This window comes from Nonomuraea indica, from assembly GCF_002850745.1.
Lineage (GTDB): Bacteria > Actinomycetota > Actinomycetes > Streptosporangiales > Streptosporangiaceae > Nonomuraea > Nonomuraea indica.
Genome location: NZ_KZ559467.1, coordinates 780,488 through 800,574 on the forward strand (window position 1 = coordinate 780,488; position 20,087 = coordinate 800,574).

Sequence of the window (20,087 nt, forward strand, 5' to 3'; positions counted from 1 at the left end):
GTACGGCCCTCGTCCCGCGTGGCGAGGGCCGTACGGCTGTTCCGGGGCCTCAGGGAAGGCACCCCGACGCGGGCATAGACTCTGTGGGGTGAGCACGAAGATCCTTCCCGAGCAGGAAACTACGCCTCGGACGTCGCACGGCGACGGCGACCACGAGCGGTTCTCGCACTACGCCGACAAGCACAAGATCACCGAGAGCATGGTGACCGGCACGCCGATCCGCGCCCTGTGCGGCAAGGTCTGGGTGCCCAGCCGTGACCCGAAGAAATACCCGGTCTGCCCCGAGTGCAAAGAGATCTACGCGGGCCTGCCCAAGGGCGGCGGCGAGGGCGACAACGGCAAGCAGTGAGTGTTGCTGCCGGGTGATCCCCGCAAGGAGCGTTACGGTCTGTAGTCAGTCTCGCTCAGACCGTCACGGGGGATCCGCATGGCCCGGCGCGTCACCGCCGTCTCGTTGGCATGCCTGCTCGCGGCCGGGCTCACACCGCCGCTCCAGCTCCACGCCGTCGCGACGGCGAGCGCGGGCTGCGCGGCACCGCCCGGCACACCTCCCCCCTCCCCGCACGCCGGGGGACGGCCCGCCCGGCACGACGCCCATGCCGAGGCCCATGACCCTGCCCACCCGCATGTCCTGCGGCTCGGCCCCGAGCCGCGCACGCCCTACCCGCACGACGTGGGCCGGGTCCTGGCCGAGCTGGACAAGCGGCTGCAGGGCCGCGAGCCCCCCGCCCGCGTCACGGTGCCCGTTTGGGTGCACATCCTCACCGACGGCGCCGTCGGGGCCTCGACGGCGAGCGTGACCGCCCAGCTCGGCACCCTGCGGGCCGCCTACGGCGGGAGCCTCGGCGGCGCCGCCACCGGGGTCGGCTTCCGCCTCGCCGGCGCCCAGGTCGTCCGCCACGCCGGCTGGTTCACCGACCCGATGGGGCACGAGGAGGAGATGAAGGCCGCCCTGCGCAAGGGCGGCCCCGAGACGCTGAACCTCTACCTCGCCCAGCTCGACGGCCAGGTGCTCGGCTTCTCCACCTACCCCTACTGGTACCGGGACAGCCCCCGGCTCGACGGTGTCGTCATCGACTGGCGCACCCTGCCCGGCGGCGCGCTCGCCAACTACAACCGCGGCTACACCGGGGTCCACGAGATCGGCCACTGGCTCGGCCTGTTCCACACCTTCGAGAACGGCTGCCAGAGCCCCGGCGACGGCGTCGCCGACACCGCGCCGGCCGCCCGGCCCGCCCAGGGCTGCCCCGGCGGGGGCAAGGACACCTGCCCGCAGGCGGGCCGCGACCCCGTGCACAACTTCATGGACTACGCCCACGACCGCTGCATGTCCGAGTTCACCCGCGGCCAGGGGGAGCGCATGCGCGAGATGTGGGTCGTCTACCGCGACCGCGACGCGGCCGCCTCCGCCTCCAGGTGACGCCAGGGCGCCCCCTAGGATGTCGGAGTGACAGCACCGAAGGCTCTCGACACTCCGTACGCACCCCCTGGCATCCTCAGCGCCCCCTACCGCGCGGCGACCATCGGCATCCTGCTCGTCGTCACGCTGATCGCCTTCGAGGGCATGTCCGTCAGCGTCGTCATGCCGGTGGTGTCGAAGCAACTGCAGGCCCTGGACCTGTACGGGCTGAGCTTCTCGGCCTTCCTCATCGCCAGCCTGTTCGCCAACGTGGTGTCCGGCGTGTGGGCCGACCGGCGCGGCTACCCGGTCCCGTTCCTGCTCGGCGTGGTGCTCTTCGCGGCCGGCATGGGGCTGGCCGGCGCGGCGACGGGCAAGGAGCTGTTCCTGCTGGCGCGGGCCGTCCAGGGACTCGGAGCCGGTTTCGCGATCGTGGCCATCTACGTGATGATCGCCCGGGTGTACCCGGCGGAGGTACGGCCCAAGGCGTTCGCGGCGCTGTCGGCGGCCTGGGTGGTGCCCGCCATGGTCGGCCCGGCCGTGGCCGGGCTCGTCGCCGACGCGTGGGGCTGGCGGTGGGTGTTCTACGGCATCATCCCGCTCGTGATCCCGGCCCTGGTGATGCTGGTCCCCGCGCTCAGACGCCGTCCCGAGGGCGAGGAGGCGAGGCCGTCGAGCGGGCCGCGCTCGCGCCCGGTGGCCATGACGGCCGCCGCGGCCGCCGCGGCGGTGGGCGGCGGCGCCCTGCTGTACGGCGTGGACAAGCTGCACGTGGCCGCGGCGCCGAGCGCCGCCGCCGTGGCCGTCGGCGGCGCCCTCCTGCTGTACGGGCTCGTCCGGCTGCTCCCGCCCGGCGCGCTGCGCTTCCACCGGGGGCTGCCCACGACCGTCATGATGCGGGGGCTGTTCTCGGCCGGGTTCTTCGGCGTGAACATGTTCATCCCGCTGGCGCTCCAGTCCGTCAAGGGCTTCGACCCCACGGCCGCCGGCATCGCGCTCACCACCGGCGCGCTCGGCTGGTCCACGGGCTCCTATCTGCAGAGCAGGCGCACCGCGGAGCCGTACCGCCGGATACGGCTGGGCGCCGCCTGCGTCACGGCGGGCATCCTCGTGGCGCTGCTGTCCGCCCTGCCCGGCGTCACCGGCTGGATCGCGGTGCCGGCGTGGATCGTGGCCGGGTTCGGCATGGGCCTGGGCATGACCACGGTCAGCGTCACCGCGCTCAGGCAGTCGCCCGCCAACGAGCAGGGCGCCAACAGCGCGGCCCTGGCGGTGACGGACATGCTCGGCTCCGGGCTGGCCGTCGGCATCGGCGGCGCGCTGATCAACCTCATCGGCCACAGCCCCACTCAGATCGCCCGCGGCTTCGTCGTCATCTGCCTCCTCATGGCCGCCGTCGCCCTCGCCACCACCCTGCTCGCCCAGCGCGTCCGCTAGCACCTCCGTCCCCGCCGGCGGGCCCGCGAGAGCGATTACGCATCTCCCGTCCCAGCCGTCACAGATCTCCGGATGAGCGCCGCCAGGAGTGATAGGACAGCGGGCAAGGAGGCGCCATGGAGGACGATCACCGTGTCTGGCCCCCGCACCCGGGCCCCAGGCACCGCCGCACTCCTCCCTACGGCACGGGCCGCGAACCCGGCGCCCGCCGGGGACGGCCCTACGGCCCCGCCCGCCCCGGCGCCGCCCCGCCGGGCCGCCCCGCCCCCGCCCCCGCCTCTGCCTCCGCCCCCGATCCCGAGCCAGACGGCCACGGCGACACGGCGCCGGACGCGGACCCACACGAGGGCACGCGCAGCCCCGACGCCGGCGGGCACGACTCGGGCGGGCCCGGCCGTGGCGGCACCCGTGGCGGCACCCGCGGCGGCACCCGCGGCGGCACCGGGCCCGGCACGCCCGCCCGGCCGGAGACGGCCTGGCCCGCGTCCGGCGGCGATGACGAGCTCGACGCCCGGTGGCCCAGCTCCTGGCAGGGGGACCCGGAAGGCGCGTGGGACGACGACGAGCCGGATGACGAGCCGTGGAACCCCCGCCTCCGGCGCACCACGCCGCGCGGCACGGACCGCGCCTTCGAGCGCACGCTGGGCCGCGCCTTCGACAGGCTCTTCGGGCGTGGCCCCGCCCCCGACCCCGGCCCTGACCTCGCCCTCGCCCTCGACCCCGACCCCGACCCCGACCCCGACCCCGACCCCGACCTCGACCCTGATCTCGACTCCGCCCTCGACCCCAGGCACCACCGCGCCCGCGAGCGCGCCGACGACCGTCACCGTGCCTCGGCCCGTGAGGCCGGCGGCGGCTCAGACCGCGACCATGCCCCGGCTGGGGACATGGGCGGCGACCTCCGCCGTGGCCTCAGCCGCTTCGACCTGGGTTCCGCCCGCCGGCCCGGCCACGACGGCGGGTCGCGGGCGCCGTGGCAGTCGCTGCCGCCCTCCGCCCGCCTGTACGGCGCGCCCGCCGACCCCGGCCTGTCCAGGAGGGCGCGGGGGCGGGGCCCGCGACGGGTCGCCGGGGCCCTGCTGGCGGTCGTCCTGGCCGTCGCCGCCGTGGCCTCCCTCGTCGTGGCCGTCCAGCGGCTCACCGCGGCACCCGCGGAGCCGGGACTGCTGCACGACCCGCGGGCCCGGGTGACGATCCCCCTGCCCGGCGGATGGCGCGCCGAGACGGTGCCGCCGGTCACCGGGTTCACCACGGCTGCCACCGACGCCGCCGGCGCGCTCGTCATGGCCAGGCCGTTCGACGGCACGACGCGCGAGTCCCTGGTGGAGGCGGCCGAACTGTACTCCCGGCTGCTGCTCAAGGGCGACCGCGTCACCGTCGTGGCCGACCGGCAGGTGCCCGGCGGCCACTCCCGCGCCCTGCGCGCCGAGTACCAGGACGTGGTCAACCGGCCCGCCTACCTTCGAGTGATCCTGCTCACGCGCGGCGGCGGCGCCGTACTCGTCGTCGGCCTGCTCCAGCCCGACGAACCCGCACGCAGACAGGCGCTGGACACCCTGCTGTCGAGCGTGCGATAAGCGACCAGCCGCCCATAGCACGCAAGGATGACCTTGGCCAGGATCCCCGTTGCACGGCACGTCTTGTCGGTGCCCCCGATTACCCTAGGGTCACTGTGAGAGAGCGAAGCACACGAACCCCAGAGGTGATGCGGTGAGCACGTTCGCCGCATCCCACCTGTCGCCTTCCTATCCCGACCGCGCCGCATGGGGCACCGCCCCCAAGCTGCGGGCGTGGCAGCAGGAGGCGTTCGACCTCTATTCCAGGCACGAGCCCCGTGACTTCCTCACCGTGGCGACCCCGGGCGCGGGCAAGACGACCTACGCCCTGCGCATCGCCAGCGACCTGCTCGACCGCGGGGTGATCCGGGCGATCACCATCGTCACCCCGACCGAGCATCTCAAGCGTCAGTGGGCCGACGCCGCCGGGCGGGTCGGCATCGGCATCGACCCCGAGTTCAAGAACAGCCAGGGCACCACCTCCCGCGACTACACCGGCGTCGCGGTCACCTACGCCCAGGTCGCCATGCACCCGGCCCTGCACCGGGCGCGCACCGAGGCGCGCAAGACGCTGGTCATCTTCGACGAGATCCACCACGCGGGCGACGCCAAGTCGTGGGGCGACGGCATCCGCGAGGCGTTCGAGCCGGCGGCCCGCAGGCTCCAGCTCACCGGCACGCCGTTCCGCTCCGACGACAACCCGATCCCGTTCGTCGGCTACCAGGAGGACGCCGAGGGATTCAAGCGCAGCGTCGCCGACTACTCCTACGGCTACGGCCCGGCGCTCGACGACGGCGTGGTCCGTCCGGTGATCTTCCTCGCCTACTCCGGCGAGATGAAGTGGCGCACCCGCGCCGGTGACGAGATCGCCGCCACGCTCGGCACTCCGCTCACCAAGGATCAGCTCTCCCAGGCCTGGCGCGCCGCGCTCGACCCCAAGGGCGACTGGATCCGCCAGGTCATGCAGGCGGCCGACCGCCGCCTGACCGAGGTGCGGCGCGGCGTGCCCGACGCCGGCGGCCTGGTCATCGCGACCGACCACGAGGCGGCCCGCGCCTACGCCCGCCACCTGCGCAACATCACCGGCGAGGGCGCCACGGTCGTGCTGTCCGACGACCCGGGCGCGTCCAAGAAGATCAAGGCGTTCGCCGCCTCCCAGGACCGCTGGCTGGTCGCGGTGCGCATGGTGTCGGAGGGCGTCGACATCCCGCGCCTGTGCGTGGGCGTCTACGCCACCTCGACCTCCACGCCGCTGTTCTTCGCCCAGGCCGTGGGGCGGTTCGTACGGGCGCGCAAGCGCGGCGAGACCGCCTCCGTCTTCCTCCCCTCGGTGCCGACCCTGATGGGCCTGGCCAACGAGATGGAGGTGGAGCGCGACCACGTGCTCAACCGCAGGCCGCCCGAGGACGGGCTCGACGACAGTCTCCTGGAGCAGGCCAACCGCAAGCAGGACAACCCCGACGTCGTCGGCGACGAGCTCCCGTTCGAGACCATGGAGACGACGGCCACCTTCGACCGGGTGCTGTTCGACGGCGGCGAGTTCGGCACCGGCGCCGAGGTGGGGTCCGCCGAGGAGGAGGACTTCCTCGGCCTGCCCGGCCTGCTGGAGCCCGACCAGGTCGCCACCCTGCTGCGCAAACGGCAGTCCGAGCAGCAGGCGGCCCGGCGCAAGAAGGCCGACGAGCCCGCCGAGGAGCGGCTGGCCCCGCACGAGCGGATCGCCGAGCTGCGACGCGAGCTCAACGGCCTGGTCGGCGCCTGGAACCACCGCACCGGGCAGCCGCACGGCGTCATCCACTCGGAGCTGCGCCGCGCCTGCGGCGGACCGCCGATCGCGCAGGCCACCGCCGAGCAGATCCAGGAACGCATCGACAAGATCCGCCAGTGGGCCACCCAGCGGCGGTGATGTCCCGGCCGGGGTCGCGTTTGGTCACAAGCCTGTGACCTTTCGTTAGCCGGGCGTCCGGACCGGCAACATCTCCCTTGGCTGGATCTCGCTGCGCGGAGGGGTTGCACCCATGTCCTACGGGGCCACCGGCAAGTCGGCGCTCGTCGTGACCTCCGGAGTCTTCCAGCACTGCCTGATCCTGCGGCTGGAGGGCGAGCTCGACGTCGACGCGGTCCCGCTGCTGCGCGGGCATCTGCGCCGGGCCTGGGAGCAGCCCGCGACCCCGTTCATGATCATGGATCTGCGCGAGGTCGCCTTCTGCGACTCCGTGGGCATGAGCGAGCTCGTCACCGTGCTGCAGCGGTGCGAGAGGCGGGGCACCAGGCTGCTGCTGGGCGGCGTGCAGGGAGTGGTCTCCCGGGTGCTGTCGATCACGGGGCTGCGCAACGCGTTCGACGTGTACGACGACTTCGACGACGCCGTCCGCTACGCCATGACCGCCTGACGGCCCGCACGGGCGGTCGCCGTCCCGGGCGCCCGGGGTCAGGCGTGCGGGGCGGAGTCGCGGCCTGGCTCCGCAGCCCCGGGGCGCGGGCCGGGGATGCGGTGACCGGTGCGGCCGTCCACCGCGACGTACCCGCCGCCGCGACCGGGCCGCGAGCCGAGCGGGATCCGCAGCGACGCCTCGTCCCCGTCCACGCGCACGGGCAGCACCCGCGCCCCCTCCCGCGCACCACCCGCAGGCCCCTCGTGCAGCCAGACCCGCAGCCGCCTGCCGTCGTGCCGCACCACCACCTCGGCCGTCGGGCACTCGCCGGGCACGGCGCGCCAGGACACGGTCAGCGCCGCCCCGTGCCCGCTCAGCGCCGCGCTCTCGGGCGACGGATCCCGCTCCGCGCACCCCGTCACCGGCTCGGGCACGCTCTCGCGCGCCACGGCCACCTCCGGCATCCGCTCGGGAGGCAGCGCCACCGTCGCGCCCTCCAGCAGCGCCAGCACCACGACCGCGCCCGTACGCGCCAGGACCCGGCCGCGGACGAGGAGCCAGAGCGCGAGCGGCCCGAGCGACAGCCAGGCCAGGCCGAGGCAGACGGTGAGCATGAGAAGACCTCGCATACGGGTGGAGAGTTGTGACTCTCCGTGTTACTTCTGTCCCGGAGCGCTGGGGGCGCCGTTGACGATCACATGGACAGAGTGTTGCATGGCGTTCACCTACAGTGAGAGGCGGGGTCCAGGGGACGCCGCGTTACCGTGGAAAGGTGCCTGACGTGAGCCTGTATCTTCCCGAGGACATCAAGCACCGGGTCGCCGAGGCGGCCCGGTGGCACGGGATGACCGAGGACGACTACATGCGCGAGGCGATCACTCGCGCGGTGAGCCAGGAGCTCATCGGCGAACGCCCCCGCCCGAGGCTCCCGCTGTTCGACTTGGGCGGCGAGCCGCTCACGGCCGAGCGCATCGACGAGATCCTCGAAGAGGGCTTCGGAAAGGACGGGCTCGCCTGATGCTCGTCCTCGACACCAGCGGCCTGCTCGCCGCCATCGGCCCCGACCAGCCGCACCACAAGGAAGCACGTCGCGTGCTGGAGTCGGAAAGGGGACCGCTCCTGCTGTCCCCTTTCGTGCTGGCCGAGACGGACTACATGGTCCTGACCCGGGTCGGGGTCCACCGGGAGCTCGAGTTCCTCCGCGACATCGGGGAGGGAGGTTATGAGCTGGTCGGCATGTCGTCGCACGATGTGTCGAGGGCGGCCGACCTCGTCGCCCGCTACGCGGGCATGAAGGTCGGGATCACCGATGCGTCAGTGGCGTTGGTCGCGGCGCGGCATCGCACGACGCGGGTGCTCACGCTCGACCATCGCCACTTCCGGACGATGAAGCCGCTCTGGGGCGACACCTTCACGGTGTTGCCCGCCGACGACGGCTGACGGGAGGCGGGGCGTCAGCCGACCATGGGGGCGCCGCGCAGGGTGGCGCCGGCGGCGTCGAGCTCGGCGACCGTCGCGTTGGTCGTGTGGCGGGCCACGCCCGCCGTCAGGTCGAGCAGCACCCGCACGGCCAGTCCGTTCTTGACCGCGTCGAGGGCCGTCGCCCGGACGCAGTAGTCGGTGGCGATGCCCACCACGTCCACCTCGTGCACCCGCCGCTCGTGCAGCCACGCGGCCAGGGAGACGCCGTCGCCCGACGTCCCCTCGAACCCGCTGTAGGCGGCCTCGTGGGCGCCCTTGCTGAAGATCTCCTCGACCGCGGCGACGTCGAGCCCCGGATGGAAGTCGGCGCCGGGCGTGCCCGCGACGCAGTGCGCCGGCCAGCTCCGGGAGTAGTCGGGGTGGTCGGAGAAGTGGTCACCCGGGTCGACGTGGTAGTCGCGGGTGGCCACGACGTGGTCGTAGTCGTGGGTGGCCACGTGGCGGGTGATCGCGGCCGCGACCTCCGCGCCGCCCGCGACGGCCAGGCTGCCGCCCTCGCAGAAGTCGTTCTGCACGTCGACGATGATCAGCGCACTGCCCATGAGGATCACGATACGTCAGGCGAACTCCGTCGGGATGGCCGCGTACCCCCTTCCGAGGTGGAGTGCCTCCTGGGGGAGCAGCGTGACGGCGTGGGCGTGCCGCTCGCGGGCCTCGGCGAGCGGCTCGCGGCCGACGACCTCCCCGCCGCGCACCAGCTCGCGCAGCAGCGGCACGCCGCCCTCGGGCGCCGTGCCGGAGGTGGTGATCAGCTCGGTCTCGGCGTGGCCGCGCTCGTCGAGCAGGCGGTACGCCTCCTTGCGGCCGCCGCGCGACGGCTTGCCGACGGAGCGCTTGGCGACGGGCTCCAGGTCGCCCGAGGCGGTCTCGCGGGCCACCAGCTTGTAGACCAGCGCGGCCGTCGGCACGCCCGACCCGGTCACCAGGGAGGTGCCGACTCCGTAGCCGTCGACCGGGGCGGCGGCGAGTGCGGCGATGGCGTACTCGTCGAGGTCGGAGGTGACCACGATGCGGGTGTCGAAGGCGCCGAGCGCGTCGAGCTGCTCGCGCACCTCCTGCGCGGCGGCCGCCAGGTCACCGGAGTCGATGCGGACGGCGCCGAGCTTGTTCCCGGCGAGCTCGACCGCCGTGCGGACCGCCTCGGCGACGTCGTAGGTGTCGACGAGCAGCGTCGTCTCGTGGCCGAGGGAGGCGATCTGGGCCTCGAACGCGGCCCGTTCGGAGTCGTGCAGCAGCGTGAAGGCGTGGGCGGCGGTGCCCGCCGTGGGGACGCCGTAGGCGCGCCCGGCCATCAGGTTGGAGGTGGAGGCGAAACCCGCGATGTAGGCGGCGCGGGCGGCCGCCACGGCCGCCCGCTCGTGGGTGCGGCGCGAGCCCATCTCGATGAGGGGGCGGCCGCCCGCCGCGTTGCGCATGCGCGAGGCCGCCGAGGCGATGGCGCAGTCGTGGTTGAGGATCGACAGGACCAGTGTCTCCAGCAGCACGGCCTCGGCGAACGTGCCCTCCACCACCATGATCGGAGATGCGGGGAAGTAGACCTCGCCCTCCGCATATCCACAGATATTTCCGGAAAATCGGTAGTCTGCGAGAAAGGCGAGGGTGGACTCGTCCACCACCTGACGTTCGCGCAGGTAGGCGAGTTCCTCGTCACCGAAACGGAAGTGTTCGAGTTCGTCAAGGACACGCCCCGTCCCGGCGACGACCCCGTAACGCCTGCCGCCGGGCAGGTGGCGGGCGAACACCTCGAAGACGGCGCGTCTGTGGGCGGCGCCGCTGCGCAGGGCCGCCTGCAACATCGTCAGCTCATAGTGATCTGTAAGCAACGCAGTGCTCATGGGCATTGTCACGACTCGAAGACTACGGCGGAGGTAGGGCAGGATGGGGGATGTGGGTAGCACCGCTCCAATCGCAGTCGAGCGTCCGTCTACGGACGTCCGGCCCGATCTGCCTTGGGTGACGATCGTCTGGAACGACCCGGTCAACCTCATGTCCTACGTGACCTACGTGTTCCAGACCGTCTTCGGCTACACCCGCGAGAAGGCGGAGAAGCTCATGCTGGACGTCCACCACAAGGGCAAGGCCGTCGTGTCCAGCGGCACCCGCGAAGAGATGGAGCGCGACGTGCAGATCCTTCACTCCTACGGACTGTGGGCGACGGTCCAGCCCGACTCGGTCAAGTGAGGCGGCGCCGGTGAGCTCGGGATTCTCGGCGAAGGGCGACGGCGTCGTCGTCGCGCGGTTCGAGGCGGCGGAGGTGGCGATCCTCCGCTCGCTGGTCTCGGAGTTGCTCGGCCTCGTGGAGCCGGGCGAGACCGGTGACGATCCGTTGGAGCGCGCGCTGGGCATCGGCGACGGCCAGGCGCCGTCCGACCCGGTGCTGGCGCGGCTGTTCCCCTCGGCCTACGAGGACGCGCGGGACGCGGCCGAGTTCCGCCGCTACACCGAGGCGACCCTGCGCGACGGCAAGCGCGCCGACGCGCGCACCATGCTCGACACGGCCAGGTCGGGGCGCACCGAGCTGACGACGGAGCAGGCGCAGGCGTGGATGCGCGCGCTCAACGATCTACGGCTGGCGCTCGGCACCAAGCTGGAGGTGACCGAGGAGGTCCACGAGGAGATCGCCGCCATGTCGGAGGACGACCCCCGCTACCCCACCTACGTCATCTACGACTGGTTGACCTACCTCCAGGACACCCTGGTCCGGGCACTCTGGTAGCTTCCGGGCCATGCTCCAGATCTCCCAGGAACTCGCCGACAAGATCGTCGCCCACGCCCGGGCCGACCATCCCGACGAGGCGTGCGGCGTGATCGCGGGACGTGACGGTGTGCCCGAGCGGTTCGTCCCGATGGCCAACGCCGAGCGTTCGCCGACCTTCTACCGCTTCGACTCGATGGAGCAGCTCCGCGTCTGGCGCGAGATGGACGACCGTGACGAGGAGCCCGTGGTGATCTACCACTCGCACACCGCCACCGAGGCCTACCCGTCGCGCACCGACATCTCCTACGCCTCCGAGCCGAACGCCCACTACGTCCTCGTGTCGACCCGCGACGAGGCGGAGGTCGAGTTCCGCTCCTACCGGATCCTCGACGGAGTCGTCACCGAGGAAGAGGTAAGGTTTGTCCCATGATGGTCCGGCCTGTGCAGAGCTTTCTCTTCGCGCACACTCCGGCCGTCGTCGTCTACGACTGTCGCTGAGCTGGAATTCCGCAGCCAGCCGTCGGCGTTGCCGCCGATGGGACGACGACCAGACCTGAGGAGACCTACCGCGATGGCCATCGAGGTTCGCATTCCTACCATCCTGCGCAACTACACCGGCGGCGCCAAGGCCGTCACCGCCGAGGGCGCCACCCTCGACGAGCTGATCAGCAACCTTGAGTCGGCCCACCCCGGCATCAAGGAGCGCCTCGTCGACCAGGGCGCCCTGCGCCGCTTCGTCAACGTCTACCTCAACGACGAGGACGTGCGCTTCCTCGGCGGTCTCGGGACGCCCGTGTCCGACGGCGACACGGTGACCGTCCTCCCGGCTGTCGCCGGCGGGTGACATGCGTTTCGACTCGCTGATCGACTCGGTCGGCCGCACCCCGCTCGTCGGCCTGCCCCGGCTGTCGCCGTCGCCCGACGTGCGGGTCTGGGCGAAGCTGGAGGACCGCAACCCGACCGGGTCGATCAAGGACCGGCCGGCGCTGTGGATGATCCAGCAGGCGGAGAAGGACGGCCTTCTCACGCCGGGGTGCACGATCCTGGAGCCCACCAGCGGCAACACCGGCATCTCGCTGGCCATGTCGGCCAAGCTCAAGGGCTACAGACTGATCTGCGTGATGCCCGAGAACACCTCCGAGGAGCGCCGCCAACTGCTGCGCATGTGGGGCGCGGAGATCATCTCCTCCCCGGCGGCCGGCGGCTCCAACGAGGCGGTCCGCAGGGCCAAGGAGCTGGCCGAGCGCAACCCCTCGTGGGTGATGCTCTACCAGTACGGCAACCCGGCCAACTGGCGTTCGCACTACGAGTCGACCGGGCCGGAGATCCTCGAGGACCTGCCCACCGTCACCCACTTCGTCGCCGGCCTCGGCACGACGGGCACGCTGATGGGGGTCGGCAGGTTCCTGCGCGAGCGGGTGCCGGGCGTCCAGATCGTGGCGGCCGAGCCGCGCTACGGCGAGCTGGTGTACGGCCTGCGCAACGTGGACGAGGGCTTCATCCCTGAGCTGTACGACGAGTCGGTGCTGACCACGCGCTTCTCGGTCGGCTCCGCCGACGCCCTGCGCCGCACCCGCGAGCTGCTGACGGCCGAGGGCATCTTCGCCGGGGTGTCCACCGGCGCCGCCCTGCACGCGGCGCTGGGCGTGGCCCGCAAGGCCGTCAAGGCGGGGGAGCGGGCCGACGTGGTGTTCGTGGTGGCCGACGGTGGCTGGAAGTACCTGTCCACCGGCGCCTACGAGGGCACCCTGGAGGAGGCCGAGGAGCGCCTCGAAGGGCAGCTCTGGGCGTAGCGGCCCCAGTCCGAGGCGACAGGGACGGAAGGACGCAGAACGGGCGGCCGGCGAGAAGCCGGCCGCCCGTCCGCGTTCCCGGGTCAGTTGAACAGCACCCGCAGCGAGAACGTGGCCTCCTCGGCGCTCTGCTTGCCGCTGAGTCCCACGGCGCGCAGCACCTCCACGTTGGCCTTCTCCTCGCCCTGCAGGTTGGCCAGGTAGAGCTTCTCCACCTTGTCCAGATCGACGAACAGGGCGAAGTTCGCGTCCGCTCCGTCGGCGACCGCCTTCTGGAAGGTCTCGCTGTCGCCGAGCGTGCCCTCCTCCGACAGCTTCTTCGCGTACTCCTGGGTGGTGGCGACGGTGAACGTGCCGTCACCCGCGACCTTGGCGATCTGCGGCGCGGCGCCGCCGTTCGCGGTGATCGCCTGCTGCACCTTGTCGAGCACGGCCTGCGCCTTGGCCGGGTCGGTCATGATGCGCACGCCGCCCTTGACCTGCTGGGTGTCGAGGCCCTCGCTGTCGACGGCCACCGTGAGGTTCTTGCCGAGCATCGTGGCCAGGTCGCCGGGCAGCTCCAGCCCGTACTGCTGCTTGGCCTGGTCGAGGGCCCGCTTGAAGTCGGCGGCGGCGCCGGAGCCGAGCGACTTCTCGATGTCCGCCCACTTCTTGGTGACGGTCTGGTCGAGGCCGGAGAACGACAGCGCGCCCGCGGTGGTGGCGGGGAGCTTGGTCAGGTCGGCGGCCTCCGTGTCGCCCTCGATCGGGTTCTCGGCTCCGCGCACCACGCCGGCCAGCTCGACGTACTCGCTGTCGAAGCGCAGCGCCCCGGCGAAGCGGGCGTTCTTGACCTGCTCCACGGCGGCGGCCTGCTCGGCCGGGATGGCGTCGCCGGCGATCTTCGCGATCTCGCCGAGGTGCGCCCAGTAGGACAGCACGCCCTGCTCGCCCACGGCGTTCAGGTCGTCGCCGAAGTCGGCGCTCTCGGCCAGGGTGGCCTCGCCCGTGGCGTGCTTGTCGGCCTGCGCCTGCTCCTCGGTGAGCAGGGCGTAGTCGTCGCGGAAGGCGATGCCGTACTTGTCGTCGCCCATCAGCTTGGCGATGCCGGCCTTGGCCTGCTCCTCGTCCTTGACCTGGACGGCCACCGCGAAGCCGGGCTCCTTGCCGCCCTCGGGCGGCAGGATGGCCACGCCGATCCGGCTGCCGAGCCACGGGTCCACGTCGCGGGCGAAGTCGACCTTGGCCAGGTCGTCGCCGCCGTCCTTCTTCATGGCCTTGAACAGCGCCTCGCGCGGGTCCTCGCCGCTGAAGGAGTCCTTGGTCACGCTGAACTTGCGGGCGAGCTGGAACAGCGCCACCTTCTGGTTGGCGGCCGGGTCCAGGTCGAGCCGGAAATAGGCGATCGCGTTGCCGGGCAGCACGTCGTGCGGCTGGGTGCCGCCGCCGCCGAAGGCGCCCACGGCCCACACGGCCCCGCTGCCGAGCAGCACCACGGCCAGCGCGGACGCCAGCGCGATGATCCAGCCCTTGCGGCTCTTCTGGGGCGGCGCGCCGGGGCCGCCCAGCATGTCGGGCCCCTGCTGCCCGCCCGCCTGGCCGTACGGGTCGTGCTGGCCGTAGCCGGGCTGCTGCTGGGTGGGGCCGGCCTGCCCGTAGGCCTGCTGGCCGTAGCCCTGCTGCCCGTAGCCGGCCTGGCCGTAGCCCTGGCCCGCCTGGCCGTAGCTCTGGCCCGCCTGGCCGTAGCCCGGGTCCTGCTGGCCGTAACTGCTCTGCTGGCCGTAGCCGGGCTGCTGCTGCCCGAACGCCTGCTGCTGGCCGTAGCCCTGCTGACCGTAACCCTGCTGCTCGTAGCCAGGCTGCCCGTAGCCGCCCTGGCCCTGGTAGGGCTGCTGCGGCGGATACGGCTGTCCGTGCGGTGGCGGCGCCGGGTGACCCGGCTCCTGCTCCTGGCCCCAGCGATACGCCGTGGTCCGGTCAGGATCCTGGCCATGAGGGGGATTATTCGCAGTCATCACTCAACTCACAATGTGGACTTATGACCACAGAGAAGGTAGCTGATGTTGCTAGACGGGCGCTTGCAATGCACTGAAGTCCGGATGCATGCCAGTTGCCCCCATGCCGTAGGGTTGGTCCCGCACTAGAACAACATTCGGGAGTTGGGGACGGCGCGGATGACCAAGTTCGACGAGGCCACGCAGGCGATCCGGGTCGACGAGACCACCTATGACGTGTGCCTCGACCCCGGGTACGCGATCGGCGGCCCGCTCAACGGCGGCTACCTCATGGCCGTGGTCCTGCGGGCGGCCGTGGACGCCTCGCCGTTCGAGCACCCGGTCAGCACGACCGCGCAGTTCCTCAGGGCCCCCGTCGCCGGCCCGGCGCGGGTGGAGGTCGAGCGGCTCAAGGCCGGCCGGACCGTGGCGTTCCTGCGCGCCAGGCTGGTGCAGGACGGCGCCGCACAGATGGAGTGCCTGGTCACCACGGCCACCCTCGGCGACGGTCCGCCCGCCTACGCCGACGAGCAGCCGCCGCACCTGATGCCGCCGCCCGAGCAGTGCGTCAGGCTGCCCGACCCCAGGCCGGAGTCCGGCATGACGCTCAACGCCCAGATGGAGCTGCTGTTCGACCCGCCGACGATCGGCTGGCTGACGGGCGAGCCCTCCGGCCGGCCGGAGTCGCGCGCCTACTTCCGGATGGCCGAGCCGCAGGACCCCGACCCGTACGTGCTGGCGCTCGCGGTCGACGCCATGCCGCCCGTCGTGTTCTCCGCCGGGGCACGTGGCTGGGCGCCGACCGTGGACCTGACCTGGCACCTGCGCGCGCTGCCCGCCCCGGGCCCGCTCACGCTGATCGGCAGCGGGCGGCTGGTGCACGACGGCTGGTTCGACGAGGAGGTCGAGGTGCGCGACTCGCGCGGCCGGCTCGTCGCCCAGTCACGCCAGCTGGCGCGGGTGGGGCGCGGGTAACCCTCCGGGACGCCCGCGCCGCACCTGCACTGTGAGCATTCTTACGCAGTGCGGATCCCGCAGGTCGCCTACCCTCGAAAGGTGCCGGAAGCGAGCATCGGGATCTTCGACAGCGGGGTGGGCGGCCTGACGGTCGCCAGGGCGATCATCGACCAGCTGCCCCACGAGTCCATCACCTACGTGGCCGACACGGCCAACCAGCCGTACGGACCCAAGAGCATCGCGGAGCTGCGCGCGTACGCGCTGCGGGTGATGGATCACCTCGTCGAGCAGGACGTCAAGATGCTCGTGATCGCGTGCAACAGCGCCAGTGCCGCCGTGCTGCGCGACGCCCGCGAACGCTACGACGTGCCCGTGGTCGAGGTGATCCACCCGGCCACCCGGCGCGCGGTGCGCGCCACCCGCACCGGCAAGGTCGGGGTCATCGCCACCCGGGCCACCATCCAGTCGATGGCCTACCACGACGCCTTCACCGCCGCACCCGACGTGCAACTCACCAGCGTGGCCGCCCCACTGCTGGTCGACTACGTCGAACGCGGCGAGACGATGAGCGACGAGCTCATCGGCGTCGTGCGCGACTACCTGAGTCCGATCAGGGAGGCCGGGTGCGACACACTCATCCTCGGATGCACCCACTACCCCCTGCTCACCGGCGCCATCTCGTACGTCGCCGGTGACGGGGTCACGCTGGTCTCCAGCGCCGAAGAGACGGCCAAGGACGTCTATCGGATCCTGCACGACCGTGACCTGGCGGCCGGCAGCGACGCCACCCCCCGGCACCGCTTCCGCGCCACCGGCGACTCCACGTTGTTCGCCCAGCTCGGACGGCGTTTCCTGGGCCCGGAGATCGATGCGGTCGACGTCACACCAGTGGGGGGTACTACCTCTAACGGAGGCCCACATGAAGGTGACCATCGTCGGCTGCTCGGGTAGCTTCCCAGGTCCCGACAGCCCCGCGTCCTGCTACCTGCTCGAGGCGGAGGGCTTCCGGCTGCTGCTCGACTTCGGCGCCGGCGCGCTGGGCGCCCTCCAGAGACACATCGGCCTCTACGAGGTCGACGCCATCTGCCTGTCCCACCTGCACGCCGACCACTGCCTCGACATGTGCGCCTACCACGTGGCGCGCACGTACGGGCCCGACGCGCCGTACCCACGGGTGCCCGTGTACGCGCCCGGCGACGCGCCGCACCGGCTGGCCGCCGCCTATGGCATGCCCGACGAGCCCGGGATGGAGACCGCGTTCGCCTTCGAGCGGCTGCGGCCCGGCACGTTCGAGATCGGCCCGTTCACGGTGACGGCCGGGCTGGTCAACCATCCGGTCGAGGCCTACGGCTTCCGCGTCTCGTACGGCGGGCGCAGCGTCGCCTACTCCGGCGACACCGGCGAGACGGCGGAGCTGGTGCGGCTGGCCGAGGAGGCCGACCTGCTGCTGTGCGAGGCGTCGTTCGTCGACCAGCCCGACCTGCCCGCCGACCTGCACCTGTCGGGCCGCCAGGCCGCCGAGCACGCCGCCAAGGCCCGCGTCGGACGGCTGGTGCTCACCCATCTCGTGCCCTGGCACGACCAGGCGCGCATCCTCGACGACGCCTCCCGCGGCGGCTACGGCGGCCCCATCGAGCTGGCCCGCAGCGGCGCCGTCTACGAGCTGGCCTGACGACCGGTCCCAGGTCCTGCTCTCCGCGTGGCTGTTCTCAGGGCGCGGCTCGCGGGCCGGTACTCGGGGGCCGGTCCTCCTGCGGCCGGTCCTCCCGCGGCCGGTCGGACGCGCCCGGCCGGTCACCGGCGGGCGCGCACCTGCGTGAAGTCGCGCAGCCGCACCAGCGGCGAGAACACCAGCGGCAGGAACGACAGCAGCCGGCCCCCCATGAACACCCACAGCGCCTGGCGCACCCCGACCTGCTGCGCCACGATCCCGCCGAGCAGCGCACCGAGCGGCATCGTGCTCCACACCACGAACCTGACCGTGGCGTTGACCCGGCCCAGCATGCCCTCCGGCGCGACCGACTGCCGGTAGGTGACCTGGCCCACGTTGTAGAGGACCGCGCCCCACGACAGGGCGATCGAGGTGAGGGCGAAGAACGACACCCGCCAGTCGGCCTGCGTCATCGGCAGCAGCAGGCCGAAGGGCGAGGTCACGGCCAGGGACAACCAGGTCACCCGGGCGGTGCCGTACCTGCCGAACAGCCGGGCGCCGGTCAGGCCGCCGAGCAGCCCGCCCACCGCGCCCGACATGAGCAGCACCCCGATCAGCCCCGCCGGCAGCCGCACCACGTCGGCCAGGAACAGCACCGATAAGCTGATCACGGCGCTGAGGCACAGGTTGGTGCCCATGGTGGTGACCATGATCGGACGCAGCAGCCGATCGCGCCAGACGAACGCGAACCCCTCGAGGATGTCGCGCCGCATGCGGGCGCCCTCGGGCGCGGTGGCCGGTGGGCGGTCGGGGGTCCTGATCGAGCGGAGCGCCACGGCCGACGCGAACGAGGCCAGGGCCGTGGCCAGCACCGTCAGCGGCGCGCCGAGCAGCTGCGCCAGCGCGCCGCCCATGCTCGGCCCGGCCAGCGCGCCGCCCGAGCGCACCACCTCCAGCTTGGAGTTGCCGCTGCTCAGGTGCTCCTTGCCGACGAGCTCCGGCAGGTAGGTCTGGTCGGCCACGTCGTTGAAGACCTGGGCCACCCCGGCCAGCAGCGCCACCACGAGCAGCATCTCGATCGACAGCAGCCCCAGGGCGTGCGCGGCCGGGACGCTCCCGAACAGCGCGCACCGGACCAGGTCGGCGGTCATCATCACGCGCCGCCTGCGCATCCGGTCGATCCACACCCCCGCCGGCAGCCCGACCGCCAGGAACGCCGCGCTCTGCAGGGCCGACAGCAGCCCCACCTGGAACGCCCCCACGTTCAGGGTGAGCACGGCGACCAGCGGGAGCGCCACGCGCGAGATGTTCGTCCCGATCTCGTTGGCCACATGCGAGCTCAGGAAGCGGAGGAAATCAGGGCTCCGCAACACCCCCGTTGTCATTGCGTAAGGATCCATGTGTCGGACACATTCGGTCAAGAGCGTCACAGCACGGGGATAGGGTGATCTGCATGTCTCGACAGGATGGCCGCACGCCTGACCAGCTCCGCCCGATCACGATCACGCGGCGGTGGCTGGCCCACGCGGAGGGCTCGGTGCTCGTGGAGTTCGGCGGCACCAAGGTGCTGTGCGCGGCCTCCGTCCAGGACAGCGTGCCGCGCTGGCGGCGGGGCAGCGGCCAGGGCTGGGTGACGGCCGAGTACGCGATGCTGCCGCGCGCCACCAACACCCGCAACGACCGCGAGTCGGTCCGCGGCAAGATCGGCGGCCGCACCCATGAGATCTCCCGGCTGATCGGCCGCTCGCTGCGGGCCTGCGTCGACTACAAGGCGCTGGGGGAGAACTCCGTGCTGCTCGACTGCGACGTCCTGCAGGCCGACGGCGGCACCAGGACCGCCGCGATCACCGGCGCCTACGTCGCGCTCGCCGACGCGGTCGCCTGGATGCGCGAGCGCAAGATGTGTCCCGGCGACCCGCTCGTCGGCTCGGTGTCGGCCGTCTCGGTGGGCATCGTCGGCTCCGTGCCCATGCTCGACCTGTGCTACAGCGAGGACGTGTCCGCCGAGACCGACATGAACGTCGTCATGACCGGCACCGGCAGCTTCGTCGAGGTGCAGGGCACCGCCGAGGGCGCGCCGTTCGACCGGGGCACGCTCGACCGGCTGCTCGACCTGGCCGTGGCCGGCTGCGAGGAGCTGACGCTCATCCAGGAGGAGGCATTGGGCCGATGAAGATCGTACTGGCCACCCGCAACGCGGGCAAGATCGCCGAACTGCGCCGCATCCTGGCAGGGTTCGACATCGTGGGGCTGGAGGAGTTCCCGTCCATCGGCGAGGTCGCCGAGACCGGGGTCACCTTCGAGGAGAACGCCCTGATCAAGGCGCACGCCGTCGCCCAGGGCTCCGGGCTGCCCGCCGTGGCCGACGACTCCGGCCTCTGCGTCGACGTGCTCGGCGGCATGCCCGGCGTCTTCTCGGCCCGCTGGTCCGGCCGCCACGGTGACGACCGGGCCAACCTCGACCTGCTGCTGGCTCAGGTGTCCGACGTGCCCGCCGAGCGGCTGACCGCCCACTTCGCCTGCGTGGCCGCGCTGGCGCTGCCGTCGGGGCAGGCACGGGCCGTCGACGGCACCCTGCGGGGCAGCCTCGTCGCCACTCCTCGCGGCACCAACGGGTTCGGGTACGATCCGATCTTCGTGCCCGAGGGGGAGACGCGCACCACTGCGGAGATGTCTCCGGAGGAGAAGGACGCGATCAGCCACCGGGGCCGCGCCTTCCGCGCCCTCGCCCCCATCGTCCGTGACCTGCTGTCGTCCCCGTGACCT

General features: G+C 72.3%; 23 protein-coding genes. 18 read left to right on the top strand and 5 right to left on the bottom strand.

Going from position 1 to position 20,087, the window contains the following annotated elements; genetic code table 11:
- Positions 1–88 precede the first annotated feature (88 nt).
- The 6 genes from CXR44_RS07580 to CXR44_RS07605 all read left to right on the top strand — a co-directional run bounded on the left by CXR44_RS07580 (position 89) and on the right by CXR44_RS07605 (position 6,785).
- The gene (locus CXR44_RS07580; RefSeq protein ID WP_101784139.1) at positions 89–349 is read left to right on the top strand and encodes a DUF3039 domain-containing protein; all 261 of its coding nucleotides are present in this window, start codon (positions 89–91) and stop codon (positions 347–349) included.
- 78 nt (positions 350–427) lie between these two features.
- Positions 428–1,420 (top strand): zinc metalloprotease, encoded by a 993-nt coding sequence (locus CXR44_RS07585; RefSeq protein ID WP_101784140.1) that lies wholly within the window; start codon positions 428–430, stop codon positions 1,418–1,420.
- Positions 1,421–1,447: 27 nt separating this feature from the next.
- Positions 1,448–2,836: an MFS transporter gene (locus CXR44_RS07590; RefSeq protein WP_101784141.1), complete on the top strand. Its 1,389-nt coding sequence runs from the start codon at positions 1,448–1,450 to the stop codon at positions 2,834–2,836.
- A 116-nt stretch (positions 2,837–2,952) separates the two neighbouring features.
- Entirely contained in the window at positions 2,953–4,413 is a 1,461-nt protein-coding gene (locus CXR44_RS38815) for a hypothetical protein (protein WP_144069887.1), read from the top strand.
- A gap of 133 nt (positions 4,414–4,546) precedes the next feature.
- Positions 4,547–6,298 carry a DEAD/DEAH box helicase gene (locus CXR44_RS07600; RefSeq protein ID WP_180903216.1) on the top strand — a complete coding sequence of 584 codons (1,752 nt, stop codon included), beginning with the start codon at positions 4,547–4,549 and terminating at the stop codon, positions 6,296–6,298.
- A gap of 112 nt (positions 6,299–6,410) precedes the next feature.
- Complete coding sequence (locus tag CXR44_RS07605) at positions 6,411–6,785, top strand: STAS domain-containing protein (protein ID WP_101784143.1); 375 nt, start codon at positions 6,411–6,413, stop codon at positions 6,783–6,785.
- Between the two features lie 38 nt (positions 6,786–6,823).
- Here the strand turns inward: CXR44_RS07605 and CXR44_RS07610 are convergent, their stop codons facing one another.
- The gene (locus CXR44_RS07610) at positions 6,824–7,396 is read right to left on the bottom strand and encodes a hypothetical protein (RefSeq protein ID WP_180903217.1); all 573 of its coding nucleotides are present in this window, start codon (positions 7,394–7,396) and stop codon (positions 6,824–6,826) included.
- A gap of 152 nt (positions 7,397–7,548) precedes the next feature.
- On the opposite strand from CXR44_RS07610, the gene CXR44_RS07615 reads away from it, so the two are divergent.
- Both CXR44_RS07615 and CXR44_RS07620 read left to right on the top strand, forming a co-directional pair.
- Complete coding sequence (locus CXR44_RS07615; RefSeq protein ID WP_101784145.1) at positions 7,549–7,785, top strand: ribbon-helix-helix domain-containing protein; 237 nt, start codon at positions 7,549–7,551, stop codon at positions 7,783–7,785.
- On the top strand, positions 7,785–8,207 hold the full coding sequence (locus tag CXR44_RS07620) for a PIN domain-containing protein (RefSeq protein ID WP_101784146.1): 423 nt from the start codon (positions 7,785–7,787) through the stop codon (positions 8,205–8,207). Before CXR44_RS07615 ends, CXR44_RS07620 begins: the two co-directional genes overlap by 1 nt.
- Positions 8,208–8,221: 14 nt before the next feature.
- Here the strand turns inward: CXR44_RS07620 and CXR44_RS07625 are convergent, their stop codons facing one another.
- Positions 8,222–8,791, bottom strand: a complete 570-nt coding sequence (locus CXR44_RS07625) for an isochorismatase family protein (protein WP_101784240.1) — start codon at positions 8,789–8,791, stop codon at positions 8,222–8,224.
- Positions 8,792–8,806: 15 nt separating this feature from the next.
- Entirely contained in the window at positions 8,807–10,045 is a 1,239-nt protein-coding gene (locus CXR44_RS07630; protein WP_245898922.1) for a nicotinate phosphoribosyltransferase, read from the bottom strand.
- A gap of 82 nt (positions 10,046–10,127) precedes the next feature.
- On the opposite strand from CXR44_RS07630, the gene clpS reads away from it, so the two are divergent.
- The 5 genes from clpS to CXR44_RS07655 all read left to right on the top strand — a co-directional run bounded on the left by clpS (position 10,128) and on the right by CXR44_RS07655 (position 12,740).
- The gene (gene clpS / locus CXR44_RS07635; RefSeq protein ID WP_101784148.1) at positions 10,128–10,430 is read left to right on the top strand and encodes an ATP-dependent Clp protease adapter ClpS; all 303 of its coding nucleotides are present in this window, start codon (positions 10,128–10,130) and stop codon (positions 10,428–10,430) included.
- A gap of 10 nt (positions 10,431–10,440) precedes the next feature.
- Positions 10,441–10,965, top strand: a complete 525-nt coding sequence (locus CXR44_RS07640; protein ID WP_101784149.1) for a DUF2017 domain-containing protein — start codon at positions 10,441–10,443, stop codon at positions 10,963–10,965.
- Between the two features lie 10 nt (positions 10,966–10,975).
- A complete protein-coding gene (locus tag CXR44_RS07645; RefSeq protein ID WP_101784150.1) occupies positions 10,976–11,377 on the top strand; it encodes a M67 family metallopeptidase in 402 nt (133 codons plus the stop codon).
- A gap of 141 nt (positions 11,378–11,518) precedes the next feature.
- Positions 11,519–11,791, top strand: a complete 273-nt coding sequence (locus CXR44_RS07650) for a MoaD/ThiS family protein (protein ID WP_101784151.1) — start codon at positions 11,519–11,521, stop codon at positions 11,789–11,791.
- A gap of 1 nt (position 11,792) precedes the next feature.
- Positions 11,793–12,740: a PLP-dependent cysteine synthase family protein gene (locus CXR44_RS07655; protein WP_101784152.1), complete on the top strand. Its 948-nt coding sequence runs from the start codon at positions 11,793–11,795 to the stop codon at positions 12,738–12,740.
- An 83-nt stretch (positions 12,741–12,823) separates the two neighbouring features.
- On the opposite strand, the gene CXR44_RS07660 is transcribed toward CXR44_RS07655, so the two are convergent.
- Positions 12,824–14,734, bottom strand: a complete 1,911-nt coding sequence (locus tag CXR44_RS07660; RefSeq protein WP_101784153.1) for a DUF3352 domain-containing protein — start codon at positions 14,732–14,734, stop codon at positions 12,824–12,826.
- Positions 14,735–14,893: 159 nt separating this feature from the next.
- Here CXR44_RS07660 and CXR44_RS07665 point away from each other — a divergent pair, with 159 nt between their 5' ends.
- The 3 genes from CXR44_RS07665 (at position 14,894) to CXR44_RS07675 (ending at position 17,342) form a co-directional block, all read left to right on the top strand.
- Positions 14,894–15,688, top strand: coding sequence for a thioesterase family protein (locus CXR44_RS07665; protein ID WP_101784154.1), 795 nt, complete (start codon positions 14,894–14,896; stop codon positions 15,686–15,688).
- 81 nt (positions 15,689–15,769) lie between these two features.
- Positions 15,770–16,621, top strand: coding sequence for a glutamate racemase (gene murI / locus CXR44_RS07670; protein WP_101784241.1), 852 nt, complete (start codon positions 15,770–15,772; stop codon positions 16,619–16,621).
- Positions 16,590–17,342, top strand: coding sequence for an MBL fold metallo-hydrolase (locus CXR44_RS07675; RefSeq protein WP_101784155.1), 753 nt, complete (start codon positions 16,590–16,592; stop codon positions 17,340–17,342). The genes murI and CXR44_RS07675 overlap by 32 nt, the downstream gene beginning before the upstream one ends.
- Positions 17,343–17,464: 122 nt before the next feature.
- Here CXR44_RS07675 and CXR44_RS07680 read toward each other — a convergent pair whose 3' ends face one another.
- The gene (locus tag CXR44_RS07680) at positions 17,465–18,721 is read right to left on the bottom strand and encodes an MFS transporter (protein ID WP_101784156.1); all 1,257 of its coding nucleotides are present in this window, start codon (positions 18,719–18,721) and stop codon (positions 17,465–17,467) included.
- Between the two features lie 53 nt (positions 18,722–18,774).
- On the opposite strand from CXR44_RS07680, the gene rph reads away from it, so the two are divergent.
- Together rph and rdgB are read left to right on the top strand one after the other, a co-directional pair.
- Complete coding sequence (gene rph / locus CXR44_RS07685) at positions 18,775–19,494, top strand: ribonuclease PH (RefSeq protein WP_101784242.1); 720 nt, start codon at positions 18,775–18,777, stop codon at positions 19,492–19,494.
- Complete coding sequence (gene rdgB / locus CXR44_RS07690) at positions 19,491–20,084, top strand: RdgB/HAM1 family non-canonical purine NTP pyrophosphatase (RefSeq protein WP_101784157.1); 594 nt, start codon at positions 19,491–19,493, stop codon at positions 20,082–20,084. The genes rph and rdgB overlap by 4 nt, the downstream gene beginning before the upstream one ends.
- The last annotated feature ends 3 nt before the right edge of the window (positions 20,085–20,087 follow it).

What these genes read in the sequence shown, in the direction of transcription:
- CXR44_RS07585 (WP_101784140.1), top strand. Translation starts at nt 428, where the DNA reads ATGGCCCGGCGCGTCACCGCCGTCTCGTTGGCATGCCTGCTCGCGGCC.
- CXR44_RS38815 (WP_144069887.1), top strand. Translation starts at nt 2,953, where the DNA reads ATGGAGGACGATCACCGTGTCTGGCCCCCGCACCCGGGCCCCAGGCAC.
- CXR44_RS07605 (WP_101784143.1), top strand. Translation starts at nt 6,411, where the DNA reads ATGTCCTACGGGGCCACCGGCAAGTCGGCGCTCGTCGTGACCTCCGGA.
- CXR44_RS07610 (WP_180903217.1), bottom strand. Translation starts at nt 7,396, where the DNA reads ATGCGAGGTCTTCTCATGCTCACCGTCTGCCTCGGCCTGGCCTGGCTG.
- CXR44_RS07620 (WP_101784146.1), top strand. Translation starts at nt 7,785, where the DNA reads ATGCTCGTCCTCGACACCAGCGGCCTGCTCGCCGCCATCGGCCCCGAC.
- CXR44_RS07625 (WP_101784240.1), bottom strand. Translation starts at nt 8,791, where the DNA reads ATGGGCAGTGCGCTGATCATCGTCGACGTGCAGAACGACTTCTGCGAG.
- CXR44_RS07630 (WP_245898922.1), bottom strand. Translation starts at nt 10,045, where the DNA reads ATGTTGCAGGCGGCCCTGCGCAGCGGCGCCGCCCACAGACGCGCCGTC.
- clpS (WP_101784148.1), top strand. Translation starts at nt 10,128, where the DNA reads ATGGGGGATGTGGGTAGCACCGCTCCAATCGCAGTCGAGCGTCCGTCT.
- CXR44_RS07645 (WP_101784150.1), top strand. Translation starts at nt 10,976, where the DNA reads ATGCTCCAGATCTCCCAGGAACTCGCCGACAAGATCGTCGCCCACGCC.
- CXR44_RS07650 (WP_101784151.1), top strand. Translation starts at nt 11,519, where the DNA reads ATGGCCATCGAGGTTCGCATTCCTACCATCCTGCGCAACTACACCGGC.
- CXR44_RS07655 (WP_101784152.1), top strand. Translation starts at nt 11,793, where the DNA reads ATGCGTTTCGACTCGCTGATCGACTCGGTCGGCCGCACCCCGCTCGTC.
- CXR44_RS07660 (WP_101784153.1), bottom strand. Translation starts at nt 14,734, where the DNA reads ATGACTGCGAATAATCCCCCTCATGGCCAGGATCCTGACCGGACCACG.
- CXR44_RS07665 (WP_101784154.1), top strand. Translation starts at nt 14,894, where the DNA reads ATGACCAAGTTCGACGAGGCCACGCAGGCGATCCGGGTCGACGAGACC.
- CXR44_RS07675 (WP_101784155.1), top strand. Translation starts at nt 16,590, where the DNA reads ATGAAGGTGACCATCGTCGGCTGCTCGGGTAGCTTCCCAGGTCCCGAC.
- CXR44_RS07680 (WP_101784156.1), bottom strand. Translation starts at nt 18,721, where the DNA reads ATGGATCCTTACGCAATGACAACGGGGGTGTTGCGGAGCCCTGATTTC.
- rph (WP_101784242.1), top strand. Translation starts at nt 18,775, where the DNA reads ATGTCTCGACAGGATGGCCGCACGCCTGACCAGCTCCGCCCGATCACG.
- rdgB (WP_101784157.1), top strand. Translation starts at nt 19,491, where the DNA reads ATGAAGATCGTACTGGCCACCCGCAACGCGGGCAAGATCGCCGAACTG.